The sequence below is a fragment of the Streptomyces sp. NBC_00212 genome, assembly GCF_045206365.1.
Classification (GTDB): Bacteria; Actinomycetota; Actinomycetes; order Streptomycetales; family Streptomycetaceae; genus Streptomyces.
This window is the reverse complement of record NZ_CP108115.1, coordinates 8162417-8175036: the sequence shown is the minus strand read 5'-3', so window position 1 is coordinate 8175036 and position 12620 is coordinate 8162417. Positions and strand designations below refer to the sequence as shown.

At 72.3% G+C, this 12620-nt stretch carries 11 protein-coding genes; 7 read left to right on the top strand and 4 right to left on the bottom strand.

Annotation, left to right across the window (positions count from 1 at the left end; all coding sequences use genetic code 11):
* Positions 1–217: 217 nt before the first annotated feature.
* Positions 218–1645 (bottom strand): cytochrome P450, encoded by a 1428-nt coding sequence (locus OHA17_RS37375; RefSeq protein ID WP_406510208.1) that lies wholly within the window; start codon positions 1643–1645, stop codon positions 218–220.
* Positions 1646–1913: 268 nt separating this feature from the next.
* On the opposite strand from OHA17_RS37375, the gene OHA17_RS37370 reads away from it, so the two are divergent.
* The 3 genes from OHA17_RS37370 to OHA17_RS37360 all read left to right on the top strand — a co-directional run bounded on the left by OHA17_RS37370 (position 1914) and on the right by OHA17_RS37360 (position 4366).
* A complete protein-coding gene (locus OHA17_RS37370; RefSeq protein WP_406510207.1) occupies positions 1914–2831 on the top strand; it encodes a glutaminase in 918 nt (305 codons plus the stop codon).
* Between the two features lie 138 nt (positions 2832–2969).
* Complete coding sequence (locus OHA17_RS37365) at positions 2970–3365, top strand: tautomerase family protein (RefSeq protein ID WP_398877009.1); 396 nt, start codon at positions 2970–2972, stop codon at positions 3363–3365.
* Between the two features lie 170 nt (positions 3366–3535).
* Positions 3536–4366, top strand: coding sequence for an alpha/beta fold hydrolase (locus OHA17_RS37360; RefSeq protein WP_406510206.1), 831 nt, complete (start codon positions 3536–3538; stop codon positions 4364–4366).
* Between the two features lie 21 nt (positions 4367–4387).
* Here the strand turns inward: OHA17_RS37360 and OHA17_RS37355 are convergent, their stop codons facing one another.
* A complete protein-coding gene (locus tag OHA17_RS37355; protein ID WP_406510205.1) occupies positions 4388–5638 on the bottom strand; it encodes an MFS transporter in 1251 nt (416 codons plus the stop codon).
* Positions 5639–5776: 138 nt separating this feature from the next.
* Here OHA17_RS37355 and OHA17_RS37350 point away from each other — a divergent pair, with 138 nt between their 5' ends.
* From OHA17_RS37350 to OHA17_RS37340, 3 genes are all read left to right on the top strand, one after another.
* Entirely contained in the window at positions 5777–6700 is a 924-nt protein-coding gene (locus OHA17_RS37350; protein WP_406510204.1) for a LysR family transcriptional regulator, read from the top strand.
* An 85-nt stretch (positions 6701–6785) separates the two neighbouring features.
* Complete coding sequence (locus tag OHA17_RS37345; protein WP_406510203.1) at positions 6786–8165, top strand: amidase; 1380 nt, start codon at positions 6786–6788, stop codon at positions 8163–8165.
* 135 nt (positions 8166–8300) lie between these two features.
* The gene (locus OHA17_RS37340; protein WP_406510202.1) at positions 8301–9719 is read left to right on the top strand and encodes a hypothetical protein; all 1419 of its coding nucleotides are present in this window, start codon (positions 8301–8303) and stop codon (positions 9717–9719) included.
* A gap of 80 nt (positions 9720–9799) precedes the next feature.
* On the opposite strand, the gene OHA17_RS37335 is transcribed toward OHA17_RS37340, so the two are convergent.
* The gene (locus tag OHA17_RS37335; RefSeq protein WP_406510201.1) at positions 9800–10723 is read right to left on the bottom strand and encodes a class I SAM-dependent methyltransferase; all 924 of its coding nucleotides are present in this window, start codon (positions 10721–10723) and stop codon (positions 9800–9802) included.
* 167 nt (positions 10724–10890) lie between these two features.
* On the opposite strand from OHA17_RS37335, the gene OHA17_RS37330 reads away from it, so the two are divergent.
* Positions 10891–12306: a pyridoxal-phosphate dependent enzyme gene (locus OHA17_RS37330; protein ID WP_406510200.1), complete on the top strand. Its 1416-nt coding sequence runs from the start codon at positions 10891–10893 to the stop codon at positions 12304–12306.
* Here OHA17_RS37330 and OHA17_RS37325 read toward each other — a convergent pair.
* Positions 12263–12592, bottom strand: coding sequence for a YkvA family protein (locus OHA17_RS37325; RefSeq protein ID WP_406510199.1), 330 nt, complete (start codon positions 12590–12592; stop codon positions 12263–12265). The two genes, OHA17_RS37330 and OHA17_RS37325, sit on opposite strands and share 44 nt — an antisense overlap.
* Positions 12593–12620: the final 28 nt, after the last annotated feature.

Sequence of the window (12620 nt, the reverse complement as noted above, 5' to 3'; positions counted from 1 at the left end):
TTACGGCGCCCGGTCCCCGCAGCACGAAGCCCCCGCCGCTCAGTGAGCGATGGGGGCCGAGTACGGGTCCAGAGATCAGGGCGGCGCGCGGTGTGCGGGGTTCGAACCCGGACGCCCGAAGGCGCTCAACCAAAGAAGTAACCGCTGCCTGCGCACCTGGACGTGATCACCATGGCCGGGACGAGACCAGTCCGGCACGCGAATATGGGCCGCCAGGTCAACTGGCGGGCTGTGCACGGCAGTTGACCCCTCGCAGGGTCGCGTTGAGTGGGGTGGCCGGCTGCAACAGCAGGCCGACGCGTGGGGCTACCTCCGTGTCGGGCAGGTCCAGGTGGAAGCGCTGGGCGAGCGTGGCGAGGACCAGGGCGGCCTCGACCTGGGCGAAGCGGGCGCCGAGGCAGGTGCGCGGGCCGCCGCCGAAGGGGTACCAGGCATGATCGGGCACCTCGTCCGGGGCGTCGGCGTCCCAGCGTTCCGGGCGGAACTGGTCGGGTCCCGGGAACCAGCGCGGGTCCCGGTGTGTGGTCCACGTGCTGCACCAGACGATGGTTCCGGCCGGGATGCGGGCGCCGCCCAGCGTGGCGCCCTCGCGTGCGACCGCGGGGATGAGCCACACCGGCGGGTAGAGGCGCATGGCCTCCTTCACGATCTGCTGGGTCCAGGTGAGGCGCTCGTAGTCGTCGATGGTGGGAGGCCGGCCGGCCAGCACGTCCCGGAGCTCTGCTGCCAGGCGGGCGCGGGCCTCGGGCGCACGGGCGAGCAGCTGGAACGCCCAGGTCAACGCCGTGGACGTCGTCTCATGTCCGGCCGCCCAGAGGGTGACGGCCTCGTTGCGCACCTCCTTGGGCGAGAGCGGACGGCCCTCTTCGTCACGGGCGGCGAGGAGCCTGGTGAGCAGGTCGTCGCGCTCTTCGGCGGGGTGGGCCGGGCCGGGTCGTTCGGTGCCGGTCGGGTCCTGTCGCCCGGTGGCGGACCGGGCCTGCCGTTCCCGGATGAGCCGGTGCACTTCGCCGTCGATGGTGGCGACCGCCGCGAGCAGGCGCCGCCGGGAGGGGGTGCGTACCCAGGCGGGCAGGAAGAGGGCGATGCCGCGCAGCTCGGCCCCCACCACCTGCTCGGCCACGTCCATCGCATCGCCGAGGGCCCCGGCCTGCTGCCCGACGTCGTTGCCGAACAGGGTGCGCAGGACGATCCGCTGGGTGATCAGCGCCATCTCCCTGCGGACGTCGATCCGCGCGCCGTCACGCCATCCGTCGGCCGCAGCGACGGCGCACTCGACCATGGCGTCGGCGTACGAACGGACCTGGCGCGGCCGGACGGTCGGCTGGACCAGGGAGCGCTTGCGCCGCCAGTCCTCGCCCTTGCTGAGAAGGACGCTCTGCCCGGTGATCTGCTTGAGCGCCCAGCTCATTTCGAGGATCTCGTACGTGTCCTCGCGCGCCGCGAGCAGCTCCCGGATGTGCCCGGGGTGGGAGATGAACAGGCTGCGCCTCGCCCCCAGGGACCAGGTCACGGCGTCACCGAAGTCGTCGCGCAGGCGGGTCAGGAAGCCCAGGGGGTCCTTCCCGAAGGCGAGGAGATTGCCCAGCGGAGGAAGGCTGCGCGGGCCGTCGACGGGGTTGAGCGGCAGCGTGGGTACGGGCAACGGAACTCCCCGGGTATGGCTGTTGGGCCCCAACGTAACGACTCCCTACCCGCCACTCCGGCACGACAGACGACCGGGCACGGATCGAGCGCCTGGGCGCTTCGGGCACTCGGGGTCGCACGGGCCGCGCTCCCGCGGGTCCCCCGGGGTCGCCTCGCACGGCGTGGCCCCCGGCGAGCGCCGCCCCGCCGCCTGCGCACCACCACGCGCCGCCTGTCGTAGGGTGATGCAGTCGTGCAGTGCCGCAGGAATCCGGAGCAAGTTGAGCGTGTCCTCGTCCTTTCAGTCGGTCCTGGACCGCATCGCCACCGAGATCGCGGCCACCCCGGGCCGCGGCCGCCCGGCCGACTACATCCCCGTCCTCGCCTCGGCCGACCCGCAGCGTTTCGGGATGGCCGTCGCCGAGCTCGACGGCTCGGTGTACGGGGTCGGCGACTGGCAGCACCCCTTCTCGACGCAGTCCATCACCAAGGTCTTCACCCTCGCGCTGTGCCTCTCCCGCGAGGGCGAGGAGCTGTGGGAGCACGTCGGCCGGGAGCCTTCCGGCAACCCGTTCAACTCCCTGGTGCAGCTGGAGTACGAGGCCGGGATCCCGCGCAACCCGTTCATCAACGCGGGCGCCCTCGTCGTCACCGACCGCCTTCAGGCCTTGACCGGCACCGCGGCCGACACGCTGCGCACCTTCCTTCGCACCGAGTCCGGCAACGCCGGCCTCGACTTCAACGAGCAGGTCGCCACCTCCGAGGCCGCCCACAGCGACCGCAACGCCGCCCTCGCCCACTTCATGGCGTCGTACGGCAACATCAGGACCCCCGTCCCGCTCCTCCTCGACCAGTACATCCGCCAGTGCTCCCTGGACGCGTCCTGCGCCGACCTGGCGCGGGCCGCCGGATTCCTGGCCCGGCACGGAATACTGGCCGACGGCTCGTCCCTGCTCACCCGCAGCCAGGCCAAGCAGATCAACGCGGTCATGCTGACCTGCGGCACCTACGACGCAGCCGGCGACTTCGCGCACCGCGTGGGCCTGCCCGGCAAGAGCGGCGTCGGCGGCGGCATCATCGCCGTCGTGCCCGGCCGCTGCACGATCTGTGTCTGGAGCCCGGGCCTCGACGAACGCGGCAACTCGGTGGCGGGCGTCGCCGCCCTGGACCGCTTCACGACCCTGACGGGCCTCTCCGTCTTCTGACCCACCGTCAGGGCCTGGCCCCCGACCCCAAACCCTGTCGACCTATGCCCTCACTGTACCTACTAGTATGTACAGTGAGAGTCGCAGCGTCACCACAAGGCCGGATCCAGGCCTCAATTCCTCAAGGGGGAGCCCGACATGCCGTTCGTCCGCATCGACGCGCTGGGGGCCGACAGCGATCGTCTCGACGCCCTCGGCCGTGCCGTACACGACGCCCTGGTCGAGACGATCGGCATCCCTCCCGACGACCGGTTCCAGGTCCTGGCCGGTCACGACGGAACCCGCGGCACCCTGCGCTACGACAGCTATCTCGGCGTACCCCGCGACCACGGCATCGTCTACGTCGCGATCACCCTGCGCGCCGGGCGGGCGCCCGACCAGAAGCGGGCCCTCTACCAGCGGATCGCCGAGCTGGCCCACGCGTACGCGGGCACCGAGCCCCGCAACGTCTTCGTCACCCTCACCGAGAACGAGTCCATCGACTGGTCGCTCGGCAACGGCACCGCGCAGTACGCCCCCTCCCCCGACAACTGACCTGCCCCGCCCACCCCGTGGCCGTCAAGGTGAGTGGACCGGCAACGGCTCGGCGAGGGCCATTACCCCACGCGTAATGGTGCCCGACCCCCGCCCCGGGCCACAGTGTGAACACGGCGCACCACAGCGGCCGGTCACATCACACGGCACCACACGACGGGGAGATTCTCATGCCGTACTTCGCCACCGCCACCGACGGAACCACGCTCCACTTCGTCGACTACGGACCGGCCGACGGACCCACCCTGGTCTTCGTCAACAGTGCTTATTTCGGTAGCGAGATGTGGGAGTTCCAGATGCTGCCGCTGGCCGCCGAGGGCTACCGCTGCGTTGGCCTCGACCGGCGCGGGCACGGCAAGTCTGAGGACGTCTGGGGCGGGTTCGACCTCGACACGCTGGCCGACGACCTCGGTTCGCTCCTGGACCACCTCGACCTGCGCGACATCACCCTGATCGGGCACTCGCTCGGCTCGACCGAGGCGGTGCGGTATCTGACCCGGCACGGCAGCGGCCGGGTGGCGCGGCTCGCTCTGGTGGCCGGCATGGCGCCGGGCATCGTGCGCGGCGACGACAACCCGCAGGGGCTGCCCGCCGAGGCCGTCGCGGCCGCCAACGAGACGTTCCGCAGGGACCGCGCCGAGTTCTTCGCGACCGGCGGCGACGCCTACTTCGCCCTCGGCCTGCCCGGCAACGACGTCTCGGCCGCCTACGTCCAGAAGGTGATCCAGGACTGCCACGGAGCCACCGCCCGCGCCGCGACCGCCCTCCTCGCCAACCTGGTGACCCTGGAGATGGCGCCCGAGGCACGGAAGATCTACGTCCCCACGCTCGTGATCCACGGCGACAAGGACGCCTCCGCCCCCATCGACCTCACCGGCCGCCGCGCCGCCGCCCTCATCCCGGGCAGCACCTTCAAGCTGTACGAGAACGGGGGTCACGGCCTGTACGTGACGCACGCCGAGCAACTCAACGCCGATTTGCGGGAGTTCAGCGGTCGCTGATGCCGCACGGCACGGGGGTTCTCAGGTGCCGCTCGGGGCCGGTTCCCCCTCGCGCAGCAGCGTACCGGCCCGGCGGGGCAGCAGGAGCGGGGTCGCCAGCATGAGGACACCGGCGGCGGCGATGGCGGTGCGCGGGCCGGTCAGGCCGGCCAGCACGCCCCACAGGGCGGTCATGGCGGCGATGGTGACCTTGGTGGTGACCGACCAGGCGGACAGGGTGCGGGCGACCCGGTCCGCCCCGGTCTGTTCGAGCCGGTACGTGGCGAGCACCGGGTTGAAGATCCCGCAGCACGTGATCAGCCCGAGCTCGACGGCGATGACCAGCACGAGGCCGCCGGCTCCGGGGCGGATGAAGGCGAGGCCGGGCAGCCAGCACGCGCGCAGCGCCCCGGAGGCGAGCATCACCCGGTGCTGCCCGAACCGCGCGACGAGCCGGCGTACGAGCCGTGAGCCGATGAGGCCGCCGATGCACGGGACGCCGAACGCGAGCCCGTACTGCCAGGGCGCGAACCCGAGGGAGCCGAGCATGAGCGTGGCCATCAGCGGTGCGGTCGCCATGATCAGGCCGTTGTTCAGGGCCGCGTTGAAGAACAATGGGCGCAGTGCCGGGTGCGCCAGGATGAACCGCCACCCTTCGAGCAGCTCGCCCCGCCTCGGCCCCGACGACGGGGTGGCGCGCTGCGGCGGCGGCTCCTCCTTCCCGCCGATCGCCCGGATCCCCAGGGCCGAGAACAGATAGCTGACCGCGTCGGCCGTGACCGTGGTCACCGGCCCGAACAGTCCGATCGCAGCCGTGCCGAGCGGCGGTCCGATCATGGTGGCGGTCCAGCTGGTGGACTCGAACCGGCCGTTCGCGACGAGCAGGTCCTCGGGCGGTACGAGCGCTTTGAGGCAGGCCCCGCTCGCCGCCCTGGAGGTGAGGTCGGCCGCGCCGACGACGACCGACACGACCACCAGCTGGACGAAGCCGAGCAGGCCGAGCGCGAACGCGGCGGGGATGCTCAGCAGGGTCGCGAACCGGATCAGGTCCGCCGCGATCATGACCGGCCGTTTGCGGCGGAACTCCACCCACGGGCCGAGCGGCACCGCGAGCGCGGCGCCCACCGCGAGCCCGGTGGCGGCGAGCGCCGACACCTCGGCCGGTCCGGCGTGCAGCACCAGGATCGCGATGATCGGCAACGCGTCGAACGCCAGCATCGTGCCGACCGTGCTGACCCCGTACGCGGCCCACAGCCACCCGAACTGCCGCCCCAACGACCGCCTGCCCACCATGCCCCGCACACCCTTCGCCGCCCCTGCCGTACAACCTCGCGTTGACCAGCGAGATCAAAGCGGCCGCCCTGTCCGCCGGTCAAACAACCACCTGGGCGGACAGCTACAACCAGGAATTGTGCACTAGGGTCGCCCGACGTGGATCTCAACGCGGTACGCACCTACGTCGCCGTGGCGGACGCGGGCCAGTTCCAGCAGGCCGCCACCGACCTCGCCATCACGCAGCAGGCCGTCTCCAAGCGCATCGCCTCACTGGAGAAGGAGCTCGGTGTGCGGCTGTTCACGCGGACCCCGCGCGGGGCCCGGCCCACCATGGACGGGCAGGCGTTCCTGCCCCATGCCCGGGCGCTGCTGCGGGCCGAGGAGCGGGCGGCCGCCTCTGTCCGGCCCGGCCGCCGCGCGCTGCGCGTCGACGTGATCGGCCGGCGGCTCGCGCCCGCCGACCTGCTGCGCGACTTCCACGGCGCGCATCCCGGGACCGAGCTCGACGTGGTGACCCTCTTCGACGCGGACGCCGCCTTCGCCGCGGTCCTCTCCGGCACGATCGACGCGTCCTTCCGCGCGGTCACGCTGCCCGAGCGGCACCTGCCCGACGGCATCGAGACCGCCCGGGTCCACGACGAGCCCGTGCAGCTCCTGACCGGGCCGGGCCACGCGTTCGCCGCCGCCCGCGCGGTCACGCCCGCCGAGCTCGCCGGACACCGGATCTGGATGCCCGGCCTGGTCACGGGGACCGAGTGGGCGGCCTACTACGAAGAGCTCGCCGTCGCGTTCGGGCTCACCATCGAGGCGACCGGCCCCGACTTCGGCACCGAGCCGCTGCTCGACACGATCGCCGACTCCTCGACGCTGGCGACCCTGGTCGGCGAGCAGACGCGGTTCGTCTGGCCGGCCGACCAGGGTCTGCGCCGCATTCCCCTCGTCGACCCGACGCCGGTCTACCCGCACTCCCTGATCTGGCACCGCGACAACCCGCACCCCGCGCTCACCGCACTGCGCGGCCACCTCACTCCCCCTCGTCACTCCAACTCGACGAGCTGGACGCCCAGTTGGGCCCACTGAAGATCGCGGTGTCGACAGAGTCCGTACGAGCCGTACAGAGTGACCTCCTCAGCCTTCGTGACCAAGCCAGCAGCGAGGAGCCACCGTGACCCAGTGGGCAGGCCGGACCGCCGTCGAGATGTCCGAGGCGGTGCGCCGCAAGGAGGCCACGCCCCGCGAGGTGGTCGCCGACCACCTGGCCCGCATCGCCGAAGTGAACGGCCGCGTCGGCGCGTTCCGGGTGGTGCGTGCGGCCGCCGCGCTGGAGGAGGCCGACGCGGTGGGCGCGCGGCCGGATCTGGCCCGACTGCCGCTCGCGGGCGTGCCCGTGGCCGTCAAGGACAATCTGCCGGTACGCGGCGAGAGCACCCGCAACGGCTCGGCGAGCACGCCTGCGACCCCGGCCGCCGAGGACCATGTCACCGTGGCCCGGCTCCGCGCGGCGGGCGCGGTGGTGGTGGGGCTGACCCACGTACCGGAGCTGTGTGTCTTCGGCACCACGGACGGGGTGCACGGCATCGCCCGCAACCCCTGGGACCCCTCGCGCACGGCGGGCGGCTCGTCCGGGGGCAGTGCGGCCGCGGTGGCGGCGGGCCTCGTGCCGATCGCGCTCGGCAACGACGGCATGGGCTCGCTGCGCATCCCCGCCGCGCACTGCGGCCTCATAGGCCTCAAACCGGGCACCGGGCGGGTACCCCTGGACCTCGGCGGCGGCTGGTTCGGCATGTCGGAGAACGGCCCGCTCGCGACGACGGCGGCGGACGCGCGGCTGATGTTCTCGGTGCTCGCGGACGAGCCGGTCACGGACTTCGGCGAGGGCGCATCGAACGGAAAGGGCTCCGGCCTTGACATCGCGTTCTCAACTCGCAGTCCCATCACGGGAGTTCGGGTCGGCGCGGCGTACGCGGGGCTCGCCCGCCAGGCCGCCCGGGCCCTCGCCGGGGCGGGCCACCGCCTGACGACCGCCCATCCGCCCTATCCCCTGTCGTTCGGGACGACCGTCCTCGCCCGCTGGACGGGCGGCACCGCGCAGGACGCCCAAGGGCTCGACCCGCGGCTGCTCGCGCCCCGCACCCGGCGCCACGCGGCGATCGGGCGGCTGGCCGGACGGCTGGGCATGCTGCGCACCGACCACCGCGCGGCGCTGAACCAGCGACTGGATCCGTTCTTCGAGAAGTACGACGTGCTGGTGACTCCCGCACTCGCCCGGCCGGGCCCGGCGGCCGATGCCTGGCACGAGCGCGGCTGGCTGGCCAATGTGCTGGTGAACACCGCCTGCTCGCCGATGACCCCGCCGTGGAACCTCTCCGGCCGACCCGCGCTCGCCGTGCCGTTCGGCTCGCTTCCCTCGGGCCTTCCGGGTTCCGTCCAGCTCGTCGGACGACCGGGTTCGGAGCACCAACTGCTCGATCTGGCAGCCCAGTTGGAGCAGCTTCACTCCTGGCGGCGCACCGCACCCATGGAGGCGTCCGCCATCCACCCGTAGGTGAAGCTTCAACGGACCTGTCCAGCAGGTGAGTTGGCGGGATCGGAAGGTGACCACGGCCGTGCGCGCATGGCATGATCATCTGCACGTTACCTGTCGGTAACGGCCACCCCCCAACCCGAAGGTCACATCTACGTGCGCACCCTCACCAGACGCCTCCTGCTCCCCGGCCTGACCGCCCTCGCGCTGGCCGGTACGGGCTGCTCCTCGCCGAGCCACACCGCGGCGGCCGGGCCGGGAAGCGCCGCAACGCCCTCGGCGACGGCCGACGGCACCCAGCAGCTCGACGTGAACGCCGCGCCGCAGGGCTCGGCCGCGCCGACGCCACTGGCCCGCACCCGTACCGGAAAGGGCCAGCCCGAGAAGTCCTCGCTCAAGGTCGCCTCGTACGACAGAGCGAGCGGGCGCGCCGTCATAGCCACGGCACCGCCGGCCCACACCGCGAAGCCGAGCCACTCCCCCACGCCCGGCAAGCCGACCGAGAAGCCGGCCGACAAGCCGGTCGCGGTGGGCGACATCATCGCCAGCGCGCCGGCGCCCGGCGCCCCCAACGGCCTGCTCGCCAAGGTCACCGAGGTCGTGGGCAAGAACGACCGCGGCACCGAGGTGAAGACCGCCGCCACGACGCTGGCCTCCGTCCTCAAGGACGACAAGGCCGACGGCAAGGTCCCGGTCGACCCGGCATCGGTCAGCGTCGTGCCCCTGATGAAGGGCGTCACCTTCTCCTACGCCAAGAGCCAGGGCGTACGGTTCGGCCCGCAGGGCGCCAAGCTGCCGCTCGGCAACCTGCGCCTCGATGTGAACGCCGCGGTGGACACCGCCAAGGATGCCCCCGCCTCGGCGGGAGCATCGGTCTCCGGCTTCGTGCAGCTCGCTCCCCAGGTGGAGTTCTCGTACGACGGCAGCAAGGACGGCGGGCTCGGCCTGAGCTCCGCGTTCCTCGGCATGAGCGGCGACTGGTCCTCGCAGTGGGCGCTCAAGGGCCGCGCCGCCGCCAGTACGGGCGCGCCCAAGCGCATCCCGTTCGCCAAGCTGCACAGCGCGCCGGTCATCCAGGTGGGCCCGGTGCCCGTCGTCGTCAACCTCGACCTGACCTGTTACGTCCAGGTGGAGGCCGACGGCCACGTCACCCTCGACGTCCAGCAGGACGTCAAGGGCGACTTCCGGGTCGGCGGCAGCTACGCGGCGGGCAAGGGCTGGGCCCCGGTCAGCACGTCGGCCGTGCACAGCACCCCGGTGAACGCGAGCGTCACCGCCGCCGGAACGGTCAAGGGCGCGCTCGGCGCCGAGGCCTCCGTCGGCCTGTACGGGGCCGTCGGCGTCACCGCGGACTTCGCGCCCTATCTGCGCGGCGAGGTCGACGCCAAGGCGAACGCGTCGAGCGACGGCAAGGCATCGGCGTCCGCGTCCTGGGCGGTGTACGGCGGCTTCGACCTCAGCGGCCGGCTGGACTTCCAGCTGTCCCTGTTCGGCACGCCCGTCATCGAGCACCACATCCCGCTGGGCGCCCTCCACCGCGAGTGGTCGCTGGCGAAGGGGCACGCCGAGCGATAGCCCCCATTGCGGATTGATTGAGCAACTCCTGTAGCACGGCGTCCAGTTGGCGATCCGGCCGCCGTGCCCGGCGCCCGCCGTCAAGCCGGACGTACGCCCGTGTGAACCGTGGTGGCGGACAGGAGGAACGCGTCGGGGCGGTGCAGGATGCCGTCCGGCGCGTCCGCGTCGAGCAGCACGTCCAGAGTCTTGCGGTCCTCCGCGTCCAGGGACTCGCTCATCGTCTCCCGAAGCCGCGCCAGTTGGGCGTGCAGGAACGCGCGGGCCGGATCGCCCAGGGGCGCCGGCAGGTCGAGCAGGAGCGTGAAGCCGCCGACCCGGGTGAGCCCGGCGCGGCGCAACATCGCGGGCCAGTCCTCGACCAGGGCGGTGCTGCCGGGCAGCTCGGCGCGCATGACCTCGAACCAGTGCTCCTGGGCGGCATCCAGCCGGGCCAGGAGACCGGGCTTGCCGATCCCGATGTCGCGCGGCAGACAACGCATGGGCAGACCGCCCTCCGCCACGGCGAGCACGCCGCCGGGGTTCAGGACACCGGCGAGCGCGTCCAACGCGCCCTGCTGATCGCCCAGGTGGTGCACGGCCTTGCTGCTCCAGACCAGATCCGCCGCGCCGAGGCCGCCACCCTCCAGGCTCTCCGGCAACTCCGCATGCCGTACGGCGACCCTCTCACCGAAGCCGAGCCGCTCGGCGCGGGCCAGGGTGTGGTCGAGGAGCGCGGGCGCGCCGTCGACGGCGACCACATCGGCGTCGGCGAAGGTCTCGGCGAGCACGCAGGTCATGACGCCCGGCCCGCTCCCGACGTCGAGCACGCGCCGCACCTCGTGCTCGGGTGCGAGCGCCTGCGCCAGGCGGGCCGCGGTCCGGCGCAGCACCGGGAGCTGGAGTTCACCGCTGTTCTCCAGGACGGCGCCCATGGCTTCCCAGTCGATGTCACCGTGGCCGTGACCGTGGCTGTTGCCGTGTGCGTGCCCGCGTGCGTGTGCGGGACCGTTGTGTGCGCTCATGTCAAGGAGCGTGCGCCCGTGGAGTGGTCGCGGCAACTTTCGTTGCTCATTCCGGGACGGCGATTCCGGCGCGGCACGGCTGGAATGGTCGGCGTACGGTCCAACTCGCCATCTCAGCACGGCGTTTGACGTTTGCGGCCATTGGCTAAGGTGCCGTGATGGACGCAATGGATGTGTATGAGTCTGCGCTCGGCCTCGTCGGCGGCACCCCGCTGGTCCGGCTGCGCACCGGCGGTGCCGCCGCTGTCTACGCGAAGCTGGAGTACCTGAGCATCGGGGGCAGCGCCAAGGACCGGATCGGTCTGCGCATGGTCGAGCAGGCGGAGAAGGACGGGCTGCTGCGGCCCGGCGGGACCGTGATCGAGGCCACCTCCGGCAACACGGGCATCGGGCTCGCGCTGGTGGCGGCCGAGAAGGGGTACCGGATCGTGGTGGTCGTCTCCGACCGGGTCAGTGACGAGAAGGTCGACACCCTGCGGGCGTTCGGCGCCGAGGTGGTGGTCAAGCCGGCCGGGCTGCCGCGCCAGCATCCCGACCACCCGATGAGCTTCGCCGCCCACCTCGCCGAGACGACGCCGGGCGGGTGGCTGGCCAATCAGTACGACAACCCGGCCAACCCGGAGGCGCACTACCTGACCACCGGGCCGGAGATCTGGCGCCAGACCCGGGGGCGCGTCACGCATCTGGTGTCCTGCATCGGGACCGGCGGCACGATCAGCGGCGCCGGACGCTACCTCAAGGAGGTCAGCGGCCACGCCGTCGAGGTGATCGGCGCGGACCCCGCGTCGTCCGTCTACTCCGGGGGCGACGGCCGCCCCTACTTCATCGAGGCGGCCGGCCATTTCCTGCACCCGGACACCGCCCAGGACATCTGGCCCACGTCCTATCATCCCGATGTCGTCGACCGCATAGTGCCCGTCGCCGACCGGCAGGCCCTCGACACACTGCGCCAACTCGCCCGCGAACAGGGCCTGTTGGTGGGCGGTTCCTCGGGGACGGCGCTGGCCGCCGCCCACCGGGTCGCCGCGGACGCCCGGCCCGACGCCGTCGTAGTGGTGATCCTGCCGGACTCCGGGAGGCAGTACCTGTCCAAGTATTTCAACGACACCTGGATGCTGCGCCTCGGCTTCCTCGACGGCGACGAGAGCGCCCCCAGGGTGGCCGACGCCGCACACATGGCCGACGGCACCTCACCGCTGCCCTACCTCAACACCCACACCTCTGTCGGTGACGCGCTGGAGGTACTCCGCGCGAGGAAGCGGAGCGGCCGGGACCCCGTCCTGCCGGCCGGCCCCTGCCCGGCGGGCCCCGAGCGCCGACCCACCGCGCCCGAACTCACCGGATCGGTGACCCTGGCGGCACTCGAAGCCGCCCTGCACGACGGCACGGCGAGCCCGGCCGATCCACTGTCGGGCCACCTCGAACCACCCCTCCCGCACTTCGGCTACGGCGAGCCCGCCGCGACGGCCCTCGGCGCACTGACCGGGCACGCCCAGGACACCGCGGTCGTCCTGCGCGACGGCTGCGCCGAGGCCCTCATCACTTCGGCCGATCTCCGCGCGCTCCTGCCCACCCCTCGGTGAGCCTGTCCGGGCCGCCCGGGGCGGTGGCCGCCATGTGCAGGGTTCGCAGGGCCAGGAGCAGCACGCCGATGTCGTCGAGGTAGATCGGGTCCGGGAGGAGGTCGACGGGGCTGATGACGTAGAGCAGTGCGCCCCAGAAGGCGGCCTTGTGGGTGAGGGGGATCCCGGCGTCCTGGAGGACTTTGCGGGCGCGGATCAGACGTACCGTCAGAACGACGGTCAGCACGGCGGTCGCGAGGAGGGCGAGGGCCGCGAGGACCAGGGCCACTTTCACTTCGGTGCTCATCGCGCTGCCTTCCCTCGCACTGTGTCGG